Genomic DNA, 19,463 nt, shown 5'->3' on the forward strand with positions numbered 1-19,463 from the left:
CCTCTTAGATGCCGCACCTTCGGGTGCGGCATTTTGCTATAAATTGGGAAAGAAGTCGTATTGCTATCATCATGTTAAATACATTATAATAAGAAGAAAACAGCTAAGGCTGTCAAGGAGGAAAAAATAAGTAATTGAATATATTGTCAAATGTGATTAAATGTGTTTAAATATACTCAAAGGAGTAAATTATTATGAATACATCAAATATCACAAATTATAAGCCAAAAGATTTTGCTGAACTGTTAGGTGTGTCTGTTAAGACATTGCAACGCTGGGACAGAGAAGGAACTTTAAAGGCAAATCGAACTCCAACTGATAGGCGCTATTATACCTATGACCAGTACCTTCAATTCAAAGGCATAAATATTGAAAATGATAAACGTCAGGTAGTTATTTATGCCAGAGTGTCTACAAGAAATCAAAAAGATGATTTACAGAATCAAGTTGCATTTTTGCGACAGTTTTGTAATGCTAAAGGTATTATTATAGACCAGTGTATTGAGGATTATGGAAGTGGTCTTAATTATAATCGTAAAAAGTGGAATGAATTATTAAATGAAGTAATGGAACAGAAAATAAAAACCATAATAGTAACTCATAAAGATAGATTTATCAGATTTGGTTACGATTGGTTTGAAAAATTCTGTATGAAGTTTAATACAAGCATTGTGGTAGTGAACAACGAAGAACTATCACCACAGGAAGAACTCGTACAGGATATTGTTTCTATACTTCATGTGTTCTCTTGCAGGTTGTATGGACTTCGTAAGTATAAAAAACAAATAGAAAGGGATGAGGAAATTGCTAAAGAGCTTCAAGACGGAAATAAGTCCGACGATTGAGCAAAAAATCAAGATTAACAAGACTATTGGCACTTGTAGGTATGTCTATAACTTCTATCTCGATCATAACAAAACTTTATATGATAACGGTGAAAAGTTTATGACTGGCAAGAGTTTCAGCGTATGGCTTAATAATGAGTATATTCCTAATAATCCTGATAAAATATGGATTAAAGAAGCATATTCAAAAGCTGTAAAAAAGTCTATTGAGGATGGATGTACTGCATTTACAAGATTTTTTAAACATCAAAGCGCTTTTCCTAATTTCAAAAAGAAAGGTAAATCTGATGTAAAAATGTATTTCGTAAAGAACAATACTAAAGACTGTAGATGTGAGAGACATAGGTTGAACATACCCACTTTAGGTTGGGTACGCATTAAAGAAAAAGGTTATATACCAACAACTAAAGACGGATGGAAAATCAAAAGCGGTACAGTATCCGTCAAAGCAGACAGATACTATGTGTCAGTTCTTGTAGAAATTCCCGACGTTAAGATTGCTAATAATAGCAATGGTGGTATAGGAATTGACTTGGGTTTAAAAGACTTGGCGATTGTTTCCAATGGTAAAACTTATAAAAATATCAATAAGTCAACAAGAATTAAAAAATTGGAAAAGAAACTGCGTAGAGAACAAAGATGTCTCTCACGAAAATATGAGAATTTAAAGAAAGGAGAGTCCACTCAAAAGAATATACAAAAGCAAAAGCTCAAAGTACAAAGACTTCATCATAAAATAGATAATATCCGTACTGATTATATCAATAAATCAATAGCTGAGATAGTGAAAACCAAGCCATCTTATATAACTATTGAAAATTTGAATGTATCAGGAATGATGAAGAACAGACATCTTTCAAAAGCTGTTGCGTCACAGAAGTTCTATGAATTTAGAACCAAGCTTAAAGCAAAATGTGATGAAAATGGTATTGAATTAAGAGTCGTAGACAGATGGTATCCGTCATCTAAAATATGTCACTGCTGTGGTGCTATCAAGAAAGATTTGAAACTTTCAGACAGAATATACCATTGTGATTGTGGCTATGTCGAGGATAGGGATTTTAACGCTGCTCTTAATCTAAAAGATGCTTTAACTTACGAGGTTGCATAATCAACGCAAACGTAAGTATGTACTGCGGGCTATCGCAGGAATTTACGACTGTGGAGTGTACAAGAACTTGTGAGTAGCGTATTGTTTACAATCGCCAAAGCATACACAATGAAGCAGTAAGAAGTATCCGCAAGGACTTTAATTTCTCGATGTGTTTGAGAATATTTAAACACATTTTGAGTGGCAGAACAATATGAAAAGTACAGCGTTTGATATGGCTATGATGGCATACAGACAAAATGATATGGAGGGAGCATTCCGTCAATTTCTGCCACTGGCAGAGACTGGCGATGCAGATGCCATGAATATGGCTGCAAATATGTTTGAAAGAGGTCAGGGCACACACAGAGATCCCGGGCGAGCAGTGTTTTGGTGGAAGAAAGCGGTGGAGCTTGGAAATGTGGATGCACTTGCCGATTACGGACAGTATCTGGTCACTACCTTTTTTGATGGCAAGGAGCAGAAGCTTGGTGCAGGGTATCTGGTTACTGCGACGGAGCGTGGCAACAACAGAGCAGGAGAGAGCCTAGTGGAGTTTGCTCTTAAAAATAACGATGCCGGAGTCAAAGTATACAGGACAGCAGCCGAGTACTGCGACAGGGCTATTGCCTCTGCGACAGATTCTTATCTGCGTACACAGTATGTGCAGAAAAAGGGTATGCTTAAATATAAGCTCAGACAGCACAGGATTGGAAACAATTATGTATATCTGGCAGCGGTATTTTCGACAATAGGAGCAGTATTGCTCATGATAGCATCAGTGGATTTGTTTCTTGAGCTGCATATGGAGTATCGTGATATGTTTAAGCTGTTTTCGTATAGTAAAATGATACCGTGGGAGGCAGATATAGCGATGTTCTTTGGTGCGATGCTTTTATTTACGCTTGGCAAGGTAACAAATAAGCTTCATGTGGCGAGCTTTTTGCAGCTTCTTGCATCTGTATTTTCAGTGGCAGTTGTTGCCATGCACTTTATCTGTGTGATAAATGATGGCAGGGTGTGGTATGACAAGCTGCTGTGGTATGTGGTGCTTGTTGTCATTCCGCTTATGCTCGGAAAGCTGCTTGGTGAGATACTGAGAAAGATTATCGGCATACAGTAAAATAATATTTTGATATGTAACAAAAGGAGAACGAATATGACTCTGCAACAATTAAAATACGTGGTGACAGTGGCAGAATGCGGCAATATAACAGAGGCTGCAAAGCAGCTTTTTGTCTCACAGCCCACTGTGACCAGCGCTATACATGACCTGGAAAAAGAGATGCAGATAGTTATTTTCATCAGGACAAACAAGGGAGTGATACTATCAGAAGATGGTGAGAGATTTCTCGGTCATGCCAGACAGGTGCTCGAGCAGGTGGATCTCATAGAGGGAATCTACAAGGATGATGTGGTGAGTAAGCCGCACTTTGCAGTATCGTGTCAGCACTATTCCTTTGCGGTGAATGCATTTGTGGATGTAATCAGAGAGTTTGATGCATGTCAGTATGATTTTACCATCAGGGAGGAGCAGACTCACGAAATTATTGAGGATGTCACGAATTTAAAGAGTGAGCTGGGAGTCATATATCTAAGCTCCAAGAATACGGAGGTGCTTTCAAAGATGCTAAAGCGTAATGAACTCGAGTTCACAGAGCTTTTTACAGCCACACCGCATGTATTCATATGTGACAGTCACCCGCTTGCTTCAAAAAAGAGCATCACGATGGATGATCTGCAGGACTATCCGTACCTGACGTATGAGCAGGGAGAGTACAATTCACAGTACTTTTCGGAGGAGTTTGTCAGCACTCTTGACAGCAGAAAGAATATCAGAGTAAGAGACAGAGCTACACTTTTTAATCTGATAATTGGCTTAAATGGCTACACAGTGTGCTCAGGAGTGATTTCCGCTGAGCTGAATGGAAGGAATATTATATCAAAGCCACTTGATGTGGAGGAGTATATGAGGATAGGCATTATCAGCAGAAAGGGTGTGGTACTCTCGCGATATGCAAGGGAGTATATCGAAGCATTGAAGGCTCACTGTATGTGACGTTACAATAATATAATATGATTAAAGGGTCGTATCATCGATGCATACTTGCATGCAATTCGATGTATACCTTAGTGCCCACACTATATATAAGGTCTAAATATATACAAACATTTGGTACAAGGAGCATAGCATGTACGATAGTATAATAATAGGAACAGGTCCTGCCGGACTGTCGGCAGCCCTGAATTTAAAAACATATAAAAAGGATTTTATCTGGTTTGGTTCGAAGAACCTAAGCGAAAAGGTGCAAAAGGCAGAGAAAATCACAAACTATCCCGGATTTCCACAGATAAGCGGACAGGAGCTGTTTGAACGCTTTGACGCTCATAGGAGAGCTGCGGGAATTGATATAACAGAAAAGACTGTGACCAATATCATGCCTGCAGGAAACGGCTTTATGGTGCTTGCAGACAATGAGATGTATGAGGCAAGGACTCTCATACTTTGCATGGGTGTGATGTCTGCAAAGCAGCTGGACAGGGAGGATGAGCTGCTTGGAAAAAGGCTCAGCTATTGTGCCACCTGTGATGGCATGTTTTACAAGGATAAGAGGATAGCTGTCATATGCAATGACAAAAAGTATGAGCATGAGGTTAAATATCTTGCGGATCTTGCAGCAGAGGTATTGTATTTCCCAGCCTATAATGACAGCGAAATAGAGCTTACAAATGTAAAGATATCAAAGGATGTACCTATAGCATTAATCGGAGACTCATTTGTGGAAGGAATTACGCTTCGAAGCGGAAAGACTGAGAGCGTAGACGGAGTATTCTGCCTCAGGAACGCCATCGCACCATCAAAGCTTATGCCGCAGCTTGAAATAGAAAACGGACATATATTGGTGGATAGAGCCCAACAGACAAATGTGGCAGGCTGTTTTGCGGCAGGAGACTGCACAGGCAGGCCATACCAGTATACGAAGGCTGTCGGAGAAGGAAATGTGGCAGCACATTCGTGTATACAATATCTTAGTAAATCAGAAAAATAATATGGCAATGGCATAGAGGTCGGTTAAAGCATGTTAAAGGCAACTACAGCCACTTACCATTGAGAAGATATTGATTTCTCTCAGCTCCGACTGAGACAAATTGTATTTCGTGTCTTAGCATGTCCTCAAGGAAGTTTATGTAGCGCTTAGCATTTACAGGCAGCTCATCATATGACCTGCAATTTGATATATCGGTTTTCCACCCCGGCAGCATTTTGACTACCGGGGTATATTTTTCGAGATTTTCGGTAGGGTCAAAGACGTTTGTTACGGCATTTTTATACTGATATCCTGTGATAACAGGAATCTGATCCATGATGCTTAGGACATCTAGCTTGGTCAGTGCGATTTTGTCGGCATGCTGGCATTTTAGACCATAGCGGCTTGCAACGGCATCAAATGGACCCACACGACGTGGTCTTCCAGTGGCAGCACCATATTCGCCCCCATACTTGCGGACCATTTCAGTCCATTCACCGTTCATAGCTTTTTCTGCGACAAATGGTCCGGCTCCAACACAGGTAGAGTATGCCTTTAGTACACCGACCACATGATCTAATGAGGCACCGGGGATACCGGCACCTATAGGACCGTAAGCTGAGATGGTGGAGGAGCTTGAAGTATATGGGAAAATACCATAGTCTATATCCCTCATTGCACCAAGCTGTGCTTCAAGTACAACACGCTTTCCCTTTGATAGTGCATCCTCAAGGAATGCACCGGTATCTGTGATATAAGGTGCATATTTTGCAGCCTTCTGCCTGCACCATGACAAAAGAGCTGACAGAGACATAGGCTCCTGATGATAGCAGCCTGCAAGCTCAAGGTTTTTAGCTTCAAGCATGGTCTTAAGTCTGGCCTGTACATTCTCTTCGTCTAAGTGGAGTAAATCACCGAGACGGATTGTTTTTTTACGGTATTTATCGCTGTATGCATAGGCAATACCGCGTTTGGTAGAGCCGAAGGCTGCTCCGGACTTTGAAAGGCGCTCTTCCTCAAGCTCATCCTGTATTTTATGCCACGGCATTGAAATTGTGGCTCTTGTTGATAATTTCAGGTTTTTTGGTGAAACAGATACATCTTGTGTTCTGATCTGTGCAATTTCATTGGACAGATGGTTTAGGTCAATAACCATTCCGTCACCGAGCACACATACTACATCTGGGTGAAGTATTCCGGATGGAAGCAGATTTAAGACAAATTTTCCCTGTTTATTAACTACTGTGTGTCCGGCATTGTTACCACCCTGATAGCGGACTACGATATCCGCATGTTCTGCGAGAAGGTCGATGACACGACCCTTTCCCTCGTCTCCCCAGTTTATTCCTGTAACTGCTGTAAGCATGATGAATGCCTCCTTGTTTTTTGAGTTTAATATTTGTATGTTGGTGCAGAGCTTGTACTGTCCGGATTTTGAATGGTATAAAACAAGTCTGCTTATAATGTGTATGATTCTGTTACGTGCAATACCTAAACGTCTTATCAGTTAGTATTCTTGCAAAGATGAGTCCGAGCGGCAGTGCAATGATAATCATGATTGCTGATGCAAACCATGAAACAGCATCCGAAAGTGCCATTATGCCGAAATTGTATATAGCCCGATACAGATAAAGTCCCGGAACCATTATGACTATGGATGGAACAGTAAGGGATATTCTCGGATATCCGTTGTTTTCCTTGATAAATGATGCGAGAAGCCCTGCTGTGAGAGCTCCGGCAAATGCGGCAGCAGGAGCCGGCATACCTGTCAGGTCTACCAGCTCAAGCCGCAGTGAATTTGCTATGGCACCGATAAGCGCAGCTGTTGCAGCCATGGAAGCAGGGCTGTTGAACATGATTGAGAATCCAAACACACCGAAGAAGCTCATTATAAGCCTCAGGATTAGATGTAGTACGGGGCCCAGATCCAAATCTTCAAAGTCCATAGGCTTAAGCTGCAGAAGCAGCGCCATAATCCATGCAAACATCGTGGCTACCATGACTATTATTATTGCATAGGCAAGGCGTTCAAGACCGGAGCGCAGATCCAGCTTTGCCAGGTCGATTCCGCTTGTAATAAACGGAAATCCCGGAATGATAAAGAGCATGGAACAGATGTATCCGGCTTCATGAATGGTTGATACATTGAAAGCCATCTCTGCAATTTTTAAAAATGCCGCATATATGAAGCATGAGGCAGAAATTGATACCGCTATATTTAGGAACAAAGTAAAATGATGTTTTATAAGCTTTGTACGTATGAGATTTCCGATGCCGGCTGCTACAAATGCCAGTATCATTTCAATAGGACCCCCTCCGAGCAAAAATGTGAAGGCACAGCATGCTATAGCTGCTGCAAGTCCAAGCCTTGCAGGGGAGTAAATGGCATGAATCTGTTCAATCTCATCAAGTCGCCGGTGAATTTCTTCGCCGGTCAGATGAGCTTCCTCGTTAGGAAAATTGTCGACAAACTGCTCCATGCGATAGAGCTTTGATGTGTTTACACCTGTGTTTGCTATGCTGAGTGACTGTGATATACAGTCATTTCCGTCAAAGCAGTTAAACTCGATTGACATAAGTCCGACATCCACTGTACATGTGACACCAAGCTCCTTTGAGAGCCGGTTCATGGAGGTTCTCACACGCCAGGCTCCGGTGCCGCAGGAGAGCATGATGAGTCCGACACGTCCGATTACAGAGGCTTTTTCAATCAGTCCTGCCTTATCTATGAGTATATTTCCATCCTGTCTGGCATAATCATGCCAGGGGATTTCCATATGATTTTTTTCCATGATATCTGTGTAGCTGTTATTTGCCATAAATTATCGCCTCGGCCTTTTGTACATGTTTTTCAAGATTTTTTAGGAAATGAGAGCTTCGCAGGAAAATACCAATTTCATCATACCGCTTGTCATTTTCCACAAGAGAGTCCTGACCGTAAAAAACATATGCCATAGGAAGCTCCTTTTCAATCTGTATCATCAGATCCCATACGGCAGAGTAAGCCTCAGCCTCAGTCTCCTTGAGTTTTACGGTATCAGGAAGCTCTCGTATCAGGAGTATTCCATCATGCTTTACAATGACCTGCTGCGTGGGAGTCATATGCTCGGAATCATATGTGTGGCTGTAGCGGTAAGCCTGTGCGTAGTAGATATCCTTTTTATCTGGCATATCATTGTATATCTCATGAAAATGTATATAGTTCTTGTCGTGAGATATGTGTTTATACTCGGGCAGCGGATTTCCGTGTTCATCGGTCATGATTATCGGATTTTGATGTCCGTCGGCATTGAACCTGTATGGTATGATATATGAATTGCGCAGCAAATCAAATACGGTGTTGTTGCACAGACACATAAGCAGTGCGGAAAGATCGCGGTTGGTATATGCATTGAAGAGAGCTTTAGCAAATTTTTCTGCCGGAAGTGATACATCAAATTCATCATTGTAAACCAGATTTTCATTGAAGGTTTCCATAAGCCTGTCACACGCCCATGGATCGTTTAGTATCTTCTGAAACAGCATTTCTGTATGGTCTTCTCTTGGAAACATTGTCTTTTCACTCATTTGAAACACGTCCTTTTCTTATATATATAATCAATATTTCTCTTTTGAGCATTTATGATTATACAATTATGATTATAATAAGTAAAAAGTATAATTGATATAATTGAAATATCATATTATTATATCATTAGTATCTGTGTATTACCGGAAAAATGACCGGTAAAACGATAATAAAAAGGAGGCTTTGAATATGGATATAAATTTTGAGTACTACAAGATATTTTATTATGTTGCAAAATACTGCAATTTCACAAAGGCTGCGAGGGCGCTCGGAAACAGCCAGCCAAATGTAACCCGCGCCATGAACAATTTAGAACAGCAGATAAACAGCATACTTTTTATCAGAAATAACAGAGGTGTGCAGCTCACACCGGAGGGAGAGCGTCTGTACGCGCATGTATCTGCAGCGATGTCACAGATACTTGCTGCGGAGGAGGAGCTGTCAGACAGCATAGGACTGTCACACGGAAGCGTATCAATAGGAGCCAGTGAGACAGCTCTAAACATATATCTGCTTGACAGGCTAAAACCTTTTCACATGGCATATCCGGGTATCAGGCTTAAGATATATAATCACTCCACCCCACAGGCTATAAATGCCGTAAAAAACGGCATGATTGATTTTGCAGTGGTATCGACACCGGCTGAGGTGGAGGCCCCTCTTAAGATGATAAAGCTTGGTTCGTTTCAGGAGATTCTTGTGGGTGGAACCACCTTTACTGCACTCGGAAGCCAGACTCTGTCATTAAAGGAGCTGCATAATTATCCGCTTATCGGACTGGGGCGGGAGACCATGACATTTCAGTTTTTTAACAGGCTTTTTATGTCACACGGACTTGAATTTGCGCCTGATACAGAGACCGCAACGACAGATCAGATACTGCCACTTGTGAAAAGTGAGCTTGGTCTTGCCTTTATGCCAAAGCCTATGGCAGAGGCTGCGATAGCAAATCGCGAGATTGTAGAGATAGCTCTGGAGGAGGAGATACCGCAGAGAAATATATGTATGGTATATGATATACATCAACCGATTAGTGCGGCGGCAAGAGAGTTAAAGAAAGTTATATCAGACAGCCATAAGGTGTGATTGGCAGTAGGTGGGATATACATAGGTAACCGGCAGGTTACATATTGCAACAGGTATGTTACACATTGGCAGGTTTGTAACTTACATCTCGTTTAATACTTTGTTAAAATATAGTCAGGCAGATAAGTTATAAGAATTTATCGGCAGAGTTTTTTAGGAGTATTTTTTTAAAATTGGAAGGAGATTTTACACTATGGCTAACAGAATCATGTTAAACGAGACATCTTATCACGGATCAGGTGCAATCCAGGAGATTGCAACAGAGGCAAAAGCGCATGGCTTTAAAAAAGCACTGGTATGCTCTGACCCTGACTTAATCAAATTTGGAGTTACAGCAAAGGTAACAGATATCCTTGATAAGAACGGATTGGAATATGAGATTTATTCGGAGATTAAGCCAAATCCAACAATCGACAACGTAAAGCATGGCGTAGAGACATTTAAGAAATCAGGAGCTGATTACCTCATTGCAATCGGAGGCGGCTCTTCTATGGATACATCAAAGGCAATCGGTATCATCATCGCAAACCCGGAGTTTGAGGATGTAAGAAGCTTAGAGGGTGTTGCATCTACAAAGAAGCCTTGTGTTCCTATCATCGCAGTACCTACAACAGCAGGAACAGCAGCAGAGGTTACAATCAACTATGTTATCACAGATGTAGAGAGAAAGAGAAAGTTTGTATGTGTGGACCCACATGACATGCCAATCATCGCAATCGTAGACCCAGACATGATGTCATCAATGCCAAAGGGACTTACAGCATCAACAGGTATGGACGCACTCACACATGCTATCGAGGGCTATACAACAAAGGCTGCCTGGGAGATGACAGACATGTTCCATCTCAAAGCAATAGAGATTATTGCAAGATCCTTAAGAAGTGCAGTTGCCAATGAAAAAGAGGGACGTGAGGGCATGGCACTTGGAGAGTACATTGCCGGAATGGGATTCTCAAATGTAGGACTTGGAATCGCTCATTCAATGGCTCATACACTCGGAGCTGTTTATGATACACCACACGGAGTAGCATGTGCTATGATGCTTCCAATTGTAATGGAGTACAATGCAGACTGCACAGGCGAAAAATATCGTGAAATCGCCCGCGCAATGGGAGTAAAGGGCGTAGATGATATGTCTGTAGAGGAGTACAGAAAGGCTGCAATCGATGCTGTAGCGCAGCTCTCTGTAGATGTAGGAATCCCAACAAAGCTTGAAGCTATTAAGGAGGATGACTTAGACTTCCTCGCAGAGTCTGCTCACGCGGATGCATGTGCACCTGGAAATCCAAAGGATGCAAGTGTTGAGGATTTGAAGGCTCTTTTCCGTAAGATTATGTAATTCTGCAACAGCTTACAGGGATGTAAAAATCCGGGAACTGTCAATTGACAGCATTCCCGGATTTTTAACGCTGATATAACTATTCTGACCAACGTGCAAATTTGTAAAAACGCACGATACTTGTTCTAAATGGTTCTGAATATTACCTTGAATTATATCAGGTTTACCTCGCGAAACACGTCGGCAAGCTCCTTTGGCATAGCATCAGCGAGCAGTCCGGCAAGCTCCTGAGGGGTGAAGTTTTTATTGCCAAGCACCCACTGTGTTGTCATAAAGACAGAGCCCTGACAGTACATCTCAAGCTGGAACAATAGCTTGTCGGATATTTTCCGGTGGCTTTTTCCTTCGATCTGGTCAATATAAAACTGACGAATCAGCTCAAAATCATGCTCCTTTAGATTGTTCTGCTCATCATTTTTAAAAGCAGCCTTAAAGAAAAGGTGCTCCATCCGGATATATTCAAATTTTTTAACAAGGCTTTCGTACACGGTACTGCCCTCACCCATCTGGTGGAAGGATTCAATCAGTATCTTATCAAAATACCAGTTTATCAGGTCATATTTGTCCTGAAAATTTCTGTAAAAGGTTTGTCTGGTCACACCACATGTGTCGCAGATTTCCTTAACCGTAATTTTCTCGACAGGAGAGGAAAACATGCATTCCTTCATGGCATTGGCCAGCTTGTATTTTATATCGTTGTTCATCTTTTCTCCAAATTATAATGCAGATATCTAATGAGCCTTAAGCTTTGACATAAGTGCTTCCTGCAGTGTTTTTGAAAAATTAATTCCCTCTTCCTGCGCAGCAGTATTTAGCCAAGCCGGAATGGTAAGGGTTTTTCGGACCGATTTATCGAAATGCTCTTTGGCATATGCCTTAACATCTACTGAAACCATATTGGTAAATGCATCGGTATATGTTCCTGTTATGTCTAATTCGTCAGATAGTCTGTCAATATTGATATCAGATAATTTGGATGCTTTAGGAAATTTTTCATTATCCATCTTAGCCGTATACAGATATCCTGCAAGACAATCAACAGCCATGGCCACAGCATCTTCAAGGGTATCTCCTTGTGTTGCAAGATAATTTAAATCAGGAAAGATTACAGAGTATCCATTATCTTCCTTAAAAAAACATGCCGGATATATTGATAACATGATGAGTATACCTCCTTATGATTATTTGATTCCCGCTTGCTTACGGATAGAATTTTCAGTGATTTTGTTCAGTTCTTTGCCTTTATGAAAAGGAATAGTTACTTTTCCGGGCTTTGAAGGATGAATATAATGCCGATGTGATCCGGTTTGGTTTTTGAAAATCCACCCATCGGCAAGTATTATACGTTCCATTTCAGTTGGTTTGATCGGCATATTTTTATCCACCTTTCTTTAGTATATATATAATATAACATATGATACGTATAAATTCAATGCGTGTAAATATAATATATATAAATTTAATATGTATAATTATTGCGTATATAAACTATATATTGTTGTTTATATTTTAGTATGATCAGAAATGATTATATTACCGATTAAAAAGATTGAATTTTAAAATTTATCTGCTAATATATTGATGAAAATATTTTGAAATATACGAGGATATACATACATGAAAGACCTTACAAAAGGAAAACCATCAAGACTCATACTGGCATTTGCCATTCCAATATTTATGGCAAATATACTCCAGCTCACATACAGTATAGTTGACACGAGAATAGTCGGATCATATCTGGGAGAAAACTCACTGGCAGCAGTCGGAGCCACCACGACACTCAGCAATCTGATGATAGGCTTTTTGATGGGCTTAGCTAATGGATTTGCCATAATAACAGCCCAGAAATTTGGAGCAAGGGACTACGCCGGTGTAAAGAAATCGTTTGCTCTGTCAATTAAAATGGGATGCATAATAGCGCTTGCTATAACGGTATTGTGCCTGTTATTTTTGCGTCAGATTCTTGGATTTTTAAATGTATCAAATGATTTGATGGGAATGGCTGTGTCATATATTTTTATTATAATAGCAGGGCTTATAGCGACATTTTTGTATGATGCATGTGCGGCGGCACTTAGAGCATTGGGCGATACAGTTACGCCGCTTGTCATATTAGCCGTCTCGGTCTGTCTGAATATGGCAGGTGATATTTTCTTTGTGGTCGTACTGAAGGCAGGAGTGGCGGGTGCTGCGATTGCCACTGTACTTGCACAGGTTATTGCGTTTATTGTGTGCTATGTATATATGGTAAAAAGATATGAGCTTTTGAGATTGTCCCGCAGTGATTTATTTGACAGTCATTTACTGCGAAGACACCTGAAATCTAGCGACGAAAATTGTGATATCGAAGGCGCAGAATGTAAAGACAGCGAGAATAATATGACTCCTGAAGTAATAGCCATGATGAAAATGACAATGCTTAAGGCCGGTCTTTCCATGGCATTTATGAGCTCGCTTGTAAATATAGGCTCGCTGACTCTGCAGACCGCCATAAACCGACTGGGACAGGATATTATAGTAGCTCACACGGCTGCCAGAAAGATATCGGAGATATTCATGGTCATGTTTACCGTGTTCGGACAGACAATGGCGACCTTCTGTGGGCAGAATATAGGAGCGGGAGAAGTAGCCAGAGTGAAAAAGGGCATAAAACTGGCAATATTCTATACCTGCATATGGTGTACGATGGCAATTATCGCAAGCTACACTATAGGCCCGTGGCTGGTGAAGCTTGTAACAGGCACTAATAATCCTATTGTCATAAAAAATGCCACAAATTATCTCAAATTTGATACTCTGTTTTATTATGTGACCGCTGTCATATGTATAGTGCGAAATGCAATGCAGGGGCTTGGAGAGCAGATAACACCGCTTGTATCAAGCTCACTTGAGATGGTAGGAAAGATTGTCATTGCATTCACACTTGTGCCACTGCTTGGCTATACAGGAGTGATAGTGGCAGAGCCGATAGTATGGTTTATCATGGTGATACCGCTTTTGGTGAAGATATACACAATGCCGGTGCTTAGGAAGCAGGGGCATGGGATTTGAAAAAAGAGTGAAGCAGGCTTTACTCCAACACCAGAAGCAGTCCCATCTTGAACCTTCCGTCAGCGGTTACGCTGTGCAGTCCGTTTTTGTCAAAACGGAAATTTTCGCCTGCTGAGATTGTGTAATCTTTGCCCTCGTAGTCTATTACAGCCTTGCCCTCGAGTGCGAAAATTATTGCATTTCCAGGCGCGCGATGCGGTGTGAGACCGGTGCCCTCATCGAATGCCATAAGCACGAATTTCATTGTGTCGTTGCTTACCACATCAATGTTCGTGATACTGCCATCCTCATATGAGATAAGATCCTTAAGCTTCATGACCTCGCCTGATTTGATAATTTTGTTCATATTGTTGTTCTCCTTTTTTATGATGATTTCGGTGTAAATACAGCCGGTTTCTGTTGTTACTCCGCAGAGTATTTTCGAAGGGACTACCAGCATATCACCTTCTGATATGGTATGCTTTGCAGCATAAGCTCCGATAAGAAAATCAGCGCATCCTTTTGCACCGATGTATACAGTGGTATTATCGTAGGATTCCTGAGAGATTGACGTGCCCTTTCCGAGAGAAAAATAGGTTATGGGTGTTTTGTCACTAAGCCTTGAATTTCGTGAGACGGTCATCTCGTCGCGGATAGGGCGTAAATCTTCTATTTTGAAAACCTTGTCCATAGGATTTCTTGTCCTTCTTTCTTGAATGTTGATTTCATTATTTATAATACAATATTACTATAATTTTGTCCAAAAATATGTTGCATATACAACAAAAACAATATAATAAAATACAAACCGCTTGCTATTTCTTTCACATATGTTAAAATATAGTCAAAGCAGTTTTTCTATAGCAACCTGTGCGGTCGTTGGCACATTAATTACAGATATGACTATATGCTCTGTAAATATGTGAGGCATAATAAGATGTCGTCCGGCGATAAGGGCGTGCAGGGTCTTCAATACCTTAATTATTTTTCATATTCCCTGAAATTCTTGCTTTTAAATGTTTCATTATTTTATTTAAAGCAGGATAAGAGGGCTTTTACCACACAGATATTTCCTGCTTTAGTGTTTTCAAATGAAGGAGGATTTTATATGAGTGGTAACAGAGAGTACAAAAGTGATGTTTTCAGTATGCTGATGCAGGATAAGGAAAGAGCCTTACAGCTGTATAACGCAATGAATGGGTCTAGCTATGACAATCCGGAGGATGTTGAGATGGTGATTCACGATGGCGGCATTTCACTTTCGGTCAGAAATGATGCATCGTTTATTGTGGATGCGAGATTGAGCATATATGAGCATCAGTCCACAGTTTGTCCGAATATGCCGGTGAGAAGTCTTATTTATTTCAGTGTGATATTGTCAGATATGCTCAGCGACAAGAAAAAAGGAACAAAAAGTGGCAAGAACATCTATGGCAGAAGACTGGTAAAGATACCGACACCACATTTTGTGGTATTTTACAATGGTGAGGAGGAACAGCCGGAGGTTCAGGAGCTTAAGCTGTCCGATGCGTTTGAGAAGCCGACCGACGAGCCGAATCTTGAGCTTAAATGTAAGGTGTACAATATAAACGACGGAAAGAACAAGGCTATTATGGAGTCCTGTGGCTGGCTGAATGATTATATGACATTTGTAAATAAGGTCAGAGAGTATCATGCAGACGGGGCATTTGATGATCTGGCTATAGATATTGAGAAGGCTATAGACTATTGTATTGACAATGATATTCTGAAGGAGTTTCTAAAGACTTACAGAAGTGAGGTGACGAAGAGTATGCAGTTAAATTATGAATTTGACAGGCAGCTTGAGCTTGAAAGAGCTGATGCTATCGAGGAAGGGATGGAAATAGGTATAGAAAAAGGTGCAAATAAGATGCTGTTTACTCTGGTAACAAAGGGCAAGCTCGATATTGATACTGCAGCAGAGGAAGCCGGTGTCAGTGTCAGTGAGTTTGAAAAATTAATGAGAGAAGCAGGCTATAAGGTGCCGGAGACTGTGTAGCATCAGGCAGGAATAATTTATCAAAATGTAAATAGTAAAATCCGCTAACCATTGTATTTGGTATAGCGGATTTTTTGTGCCAAAAAGTATCACATCCGTCTGTTATCGCATGAAAAACGCTTGCGGTACTCCTTTCCGTCTACAGTATATGTGTACCTGGCAGCCCAGTAGCTGTAAGCGGATTGTGAATTATTGACAACGAGCCTCTTTGCATCCTCCTTCACAATCATGCCTCTCGCCACATGTCCGCGCTCCTTTGCAAGTGCTATCTTGCGCTGTAAACCAATATTTAATTTGCAGAAAAACTTAAAATCTATGATGTACAGTGGTATTAGTGAAAGCACACCCACATTTACCTGCCACGGGTAGCTTGCGATAGCCTTAAAAACTTCTGAAAAAGTGTCCATTGAAAATCCCCTTTCTTTATATGCTGCATTTGAAAATATGGTATGGGAATATTATAGAAATAAGGAAGGAGATTGGCAATGGAAAATTATTTTTTATTTATATTGTCTTTGATTTTATCATCATCTTTTGTCATTTCAAGGTAAAACTCAGCTAGTTTCATAGCATTTTCCATCTGTTTTTTATCATAGCTATCATAGAGTCTGTTAAATGTCATTTGCAAAGGGTCGCAATTAGGATCATCCCCGAAAACAAGATAATCGAGAGTGACATCTGTGAATTTTGCTATATGGATAAGTAAGTCAAGATTAGGAACTCGCTTTCCGGACTCTATAAGGGCCAGATATGAAGGTGAGATGTATAACATATCAGCAAAATAAGATTGTGTTTTATTTCTTTTAAAACGTAGTTTACGTATGCGCTCACCAAGTTCTTTTGGATTTAGAATAATATTGTTCATATAAACCTCCCATATTATAATTTCAATTAGTAAAAATTATTATGACTAATTGTAGCTGAATTATGAAAAATTAAATTACGCACTGAAAATCAGAAATTAACATATGGAAAATTGTGAATATTGAATAAAAAGAACATTGATAGTATATAAAATATCTGTGTCAAAATATTATAAAAATATTAACTATAGGTAAAAGATGTATTGACACATAGTAATGAAAGTGGCAAAATATAGGCAAAAGAGGACTTAAGATGAAGGTGGTTGTGCTATGAAGATTAAGGTTGCATTGCTTGATAAAGATAAAGAGTACTTGGATAGGCTTACAGGAGTATTTAATACAAAGTATGCTGATAAATTAGAGGTTTATTCATTTACAGATGAAAAAAACGCAATAGAATCGGTAAAAGAGTACAGAATAGATGTATTAATAGCTGAAGAAGATTTTAATATTGATAAATCTGAATTCAAGAGAAATTGTGGACTTGCCTATTTTACAGGGACACCCGGTATAGAGTTAATAAAGGATGAAATTGCCATATGCAAGTATCAGCGTGTTGACGTTATATTTAAGCAGATACTTGGGGTATATTCTGATATGGCTGCAAATGTGGCTACTATCAGCGGAGAAAATGATAAGAGCAGTGTGGTTATTTTTACATCACCATGTGGTGGGGTTGGAACATCGACTGTTGCAGCAGCATGTGCGATAGCACATGCGAATATGGGGAAAAAGGTATTTTATTTAAATATAGAACAGTGTGGCACAACAGATGTTTTCTTTCAGGCAGAAGGAAATGCCACTATGAGTGATGTTATATATTCGCTTAAGAGCAGAAAGGCAAATCTGTTATTGAAGCTTGAAAGCTGTATAAAGCAAAGCCAGGAAGGGGTGTCGTACTTTTCGTCTACAAAGGTTGCACTCGATATATTGGAAATTTCATATGCAGATATTGATACTTTGATAGGCAATATACAGGGAATGGACAATTATGATGAGATTATTGTAGATTTACCATTTTCTTTGGAAATAGAAAAATTAAAGCTCCTCTCAAAGGCTTGGAGAATTATAGTTGTAAATGATGGCAGTCAGCTGTCAAATTATAAATTTATGAGAGCATATGAGTCGGTTGTTTTATTAGAACAAAATGATGATATAAATATTATCCGAAACATGAATATGATATACAACAAGTTTAGTAATAAGAACTCAGAGATGCTATCAAATATTTCTATTAAGACTATTGGCGGAGCACCACGATATGAACATGCTACAGTCCGACAGATAATAGAAGCATTGACCAAGATGGAATTTTTTGAAGAAATCTTGCAATAGAGGGAATGTATATGCAGATTAATGAAGAAGAGCTTGTTGATGACATAAAACGTTTTGTAAGTGAAAATGTATCCTTGAGCAAAATATCAGATGAAGAACTTGCGGAAAGAATAGATCAGATAGTTACAGACAGGCTTAAGGATATTTACTGTCCTATTGAGACAAAGGTATCAATATCACAGCAGGTATATAGCTCTATAAGAGGATTTGGCTTATTAGATTCGATTATCAGTGATGATTCAATTACAGAGGTTATGATTAATGGACCTGAAAAGATTTTTATTGAGAAAAAAGGACGACTTACACGCCTTGATAAGAAGTTTGAGAGTCAGAGAAAGCTGGAGGATGTCATACAAAGAATTGTAGGATTGGCAGGACGAGAAGTGAATCAGGCTAATCCCATATGTGATACCAGGCTTCCGGATGGCTCGCGTGTGAATGTGGTATTGCCTCCGATTGCTTTATGTGGTCCAACGATTACTATTCGTAAGTTTTCAAAAGAACCGATGACTATAAATAAGCTTATTGAATATGGCTCTATAACACAGGAAATAGCAGATAAGCTGGAGCTTTTGGTGAAAGCCAAATACAATATTTTTATTAGTGGTGGTACAGGCTCCGGAAAAACAACATTTCTTAATGCTCTTTCCAATTTTATTCCTAAGGATGAAAGAATTATTACAATTGAGGATTCAGCAGAGCTTCAGATTGCAGGAATTGATAATCTGGTTAGTCTGGAGACTAGAAATGCAAATGCTTCAGGTGCCGGGCAGATTACAATAAGAGACTTAATTAAATCATCTCTTCGAATGCGTCCTGAAAGGATAATAGTAGGTGAGTGTCGAGGAGGAGAAGCTCTTGATATGCTTCAGGCTATGAATACAGGACATGATGGTTCGTTGTCTACAGGACATGCTAACTCTACTGAGGATATGCTCAGCCGACTCGAGACAATGGTGCTGCAGGGGGCTGACGGGCTTCCAATTGAGGCAATAAAGCAGCAGATTGCATCGGCAGTTGATATTATAATTCATTTATCAAGACTTAGGGATAAAAGCAGAAAGACCATGGCTATAACAGAAGTAGTTGGCATCAAAAATGGAGAGATAGAGTTAAACCCACTGTATGAGTTTAAAGAGGATGAAAACAGCACAATGGATAAGGTATCAGGAAGACTGGTCAGAACCGGCAATCCATTGAAGAACGACTACAAGCTTAAGCTGTCAGGTATAAAAACAGCCATATAGGTGAATTT

20 protein-coding genes are annotated in these 19,463 nt (G+C 39.9%); 11 read left to right on the top strand and 9 right to left on the bottom strand.

What is annotated here, in order from left to right:
- The first annotated feature begins 209 nt into the window (after positions 1-209).
- From EUBREC_RS04835 to EUBREC_RS04855, 5 genes are all read left to right on the top strand, one after another.
- A complete protein-coding gene (locus tag EUBREC_RS04835; RefSeq protein ID WP_167527336.1) occupies positions 210-845 on the top strand; it encodes an IS607 family transposase in 636 nt (211 codons plus the stop codon).
- Complete coding sequence (locus EUBREC_RS04840; protein ID WP_012741946.1) at positions 796-1,956, top strand: RNA-guided endonuclease InsQ/TnpB family protein; 1,161 nt, start codon at positions 796-798, stop codon at positions 1,954-1,956. The genes EUBREC_RS04835 and EUBREC_RS04840 overlap by 50 nt, the downstream gene beginning before the upstream one ends.
- 193 nt (positions 1,957-2,149) lie before the next feature.
- A complete protein-coding gene (locus tag EUBREC_RS04845; protein ID WP_012741947.1) occupies positions 2,150-3,058 on the top strand; it encodes a tetratricopeptide repeat protein in 909 nt (302 codons plus the stop codon).
- A 36-nt stretch (positions 3,059-3,094) separates the two neighbouring features.
- Positions 3,095-3,994 (top strand): LysR family transcriptional regulator, encoded by a 900-nt coding sequence (locus EUBREC_RS04850; RefSeq protein WP_012741948.1) that lies wholly within the window; start codon positions 3,095-3,097, stop codon positions 3,992-3,994.
- A gap of 133 nt (positions 3,995-4,127) precedes the next feature.
- The gene (locus EUBREC_RS04855) at positions 4,128-4,985 is read left to right on the top strand and encodes an NAD(P)/FAD-dependent oxidoreductase (protein WP_012741949.1); all 858 of its coding nucleotides are present in this window, start codon (positions 4,128-4,130) and stop codon (positions 4,983-4,985) included.
- Between the two features lie 43 nt (positions 4,986-5,028).
- Here EUBREC_RS04855 and EUBREC_RS04860 read toward each other — a convergent pair whose 3' ends face one another.
- The 3 genes from EUBREC_RS04860 to EUBREC_RS04870 all read right to left on the bottom strand — a co-directional run bounded on the left by EUBREC_RS04860 (position 5,029) and on the right by EUBREC_RS04870 (position 8,531).
- Entirely contained in the window at positions 5,029-6,330 is a 1,302-nt protein-coding gene (locus EUBREC_RS04860; RefSeq protein WP_012741950.1) for an adenylosuccinate synthase, read from the bottom strand.
- Positions 6,331-6,442: 112 nt separating this feature from the next.
- The gene (locus EUBREC_RS04865) at positions 6,443-7,783 is read right to left on the bottom strand and encodes a threonine/serine exporter family protein (RefSeq protein ID WP_012741951.1); all 1,341 of its coding nucleotides are present in this window, start codon (positions 7,781-7,783) and stop codon (positions 6,443-6,445) included.
- Complete coding sequence (locus tag EUBREC_RS04870) at positions 7,773-8,531, bottom strand: DUF4866 domain-containing protein (RefSeq protein ID WP_012741952.1); 759 nt, start codon at positions 8,529-8,531, stop codon at positions 7,773-7,775. The genes EUBREC_RS04865 and EUBREC_RS04870 overlap by 11 nt, the downstream gene beginning before the upstream one ends.
- 190 nt (positions 8,532-8,721) lie before the next feature.
- Between EUBREC_RS04870 and EUBREC_RS04875 the strand changes: the two genes are divergently transcribed.
- Both EUBREC_RS04875 and fucO read left to right on the top strand, forming a co-directional pair.
- Positions 8,722-9,618, top strand: a complete 897-nt coding sequence (locus EUBREC_RS04875; RefSeq protein ID WP_012741953.1) for a LysR family transcriptional regulator — start codon at positions 8,722-8,724, stop codon at positions 9,616-9,618.
- A gap of 193 nt (positions 9,619-9,811) precedes the next feature.
- Complete coding sequence (gene fucO / locus EUBREC_RS04880) at positions 9,812-10,957, top strand: lactaldehyde reductase (RefSeq protein ID WP_012741954.1); 1,146 nt, start codon at positions 9,812-9,814, stop codon at positions 10,955-10,957.
- Positions 10,958-11,109: 152 nt separating this feature from the next.
- Here fucO and EUBREC_RS04885 read toward each other — a convergent pair whose 3' ends face one another.
- Genes EUBREC_RS04885 through EUBREC_RS04895 form a run of 3 tightly spaced genes read right to left on the bottom strand, consistent with a single transcriptional unit; the run spans position 11,110 to position 12,330 of the window.
- A complete protein-coding gene (locus tag EUBREC_RS04885) occupies positions 11,110-11,661 on the bottom strand; it encodes a TetR/AcrR family transcriptional regulator C-terminal domain-containing protein (protein WP_012741955.1) in 552 nt (183 codons plus the stop codon).
- Between the two features lie 27 nt (positions 11,662-11,688).
- Positions 11,689-12,117, bottom strand: a complete 429-nt coding sequence (locus tag EUBREC_RS04890) for a type II toxin-antitoxin system HicB family antitoxin (RefSeq protein ID WP_012741956.1) — start codon at positions 12,115-12,117, stop codon at positions 11,689-11,691.
- Between the two features lie 21 nt (positions 12,118-12,138).
- Positions 12,139-12,330, bottom strand: coding sequence for a type II toxin-antitoxin system HicA family toxin (locus EUBREC_RS04895; protein ID WP_012741957.1), 192 nt, complete (start codon positions 12,328-12,330; stop codon positions 12,139-12,141).
- 244 nt (positions 12,331-12,574) lie between these two features.
- Between EUBREC_RS04895 and EUBREC_RS04900 the strand changes: the two genes are divergently transcribed.
- Positions 12,575-14,011, top strand: a complete 1,437-nt coding sequence (locus EUBREC_RS04900; RefSeq protein WP_012741958.1) for an MATE family efflux transporter — start codon at positions 12,575-12,577, stop codon at positions 14,009-14,011.
- A 19-nt stretch (positions 14,012-14,030) separates the two neighbouring features.
- On the opposite strand, the gene EUBREC_RS04905 is transcribed toward EUBREC_RS04900, so the two are convergent.
- The gene (locus tag EUBREC_RS04905; protein ID WP_012741959.1) at positions 14,031-14,681 is read right to left on the bottom strand and encodes a cupin domain-containing protein; all 651 of its coding nucleotides are present in this window, start codon (positions 14,679-14,681) and stop codon (positions 14,031-14,033) included.
- 417 nt (positions 14,682-15,098) lie between these two features.
- Between EUBREC_RS04905 and EUBREC_RS04910 the strand changes: the two genes are divergently transcribed.
- Positions 15,099-16,010, top strand: coding sequence for a hypothetical protein (locus EUBREC_RS04910; RefSeq protein WP_306718967.1), 912 nt, complete (start codon positions 15,099-15,101; stop codon positions 16,008-16,010).
- 89 nt (positions 16,011-16,099) lie between these two features.
- On the opposite strand, the gene EUBREC_RS04915 is transcribed toward EUBREC_RS04910, so the two are convergent.
- Together EUBREC_RS04915 and EUBREC_RS16565 are read right to left on the bottom strand one after the other, a co-directional pair.
- Positions 16,100-16,417 carry a hypothetical protein gene (locus tag EUBREC_RS04915; RefSeq protein ID WP_012741961.1) on the bottom strand — a complete coding sequence of 106 codons (318 nt, stop codon included), beginning with the start codon at positions 16,415-16,417 and terminating at the stop codon, positions 16,100-16,102.
- An 86-nt stretch (positions 16,418-16,503) separates the two neighbouring features.
- Positions 16,504-16,875, bottom strand: coding sequence for a helix-turn-helix domain-containing protein (locus EUBREC_RS16565; protein ID WP_012741963.1), 372 nt, complete (start codon positions 16,873-16,875; stop codon positions 16,504-16,506).
- A 268-nt stretch (positions 16,876-17,143) separates the two neighbouring features.
- Here EUBREC_RS16565 and EUBREC_RS04925 point away from each other — a divergent pair, with 268 nt between their 5' ends.
- On the top strand, positions 17,144-18,208 hold the full coding sequence (locus EUBREC_RS04925; RefSeq protein WP_012741964.1) for a P-loop NTPase family protein: 1,065 nt from the start codon (positions 17,144-17,146) through the stop codon (positions 18,206-18,208).
- A 5-nt stretch (positions 18,209-18,213) separates the two neighbouring features.
- Positions 18,214-19,455 (top strand): CpaF family protein, encoded by a 1,242-nt coding sequence (locus EUBREC_RS04930; RefSeq protein ID WP_012741965.1) that lies wholly within the window; start codon positions 18,214-18,216, stop codon positions 19,453-19,455.
- Positions 19,456-19,463: the final 8 nt, after the last annotated feature.

The sequence above is a fragment of the Agathobacter rectalis ATCC 33656 genome (assembly GCF_000020605.1).
GTDB lineage: Bacteria > Bacillota > Clostridia > Lachnospirales > Lachnospiraceae > Roseburia > Roseburia rectalis.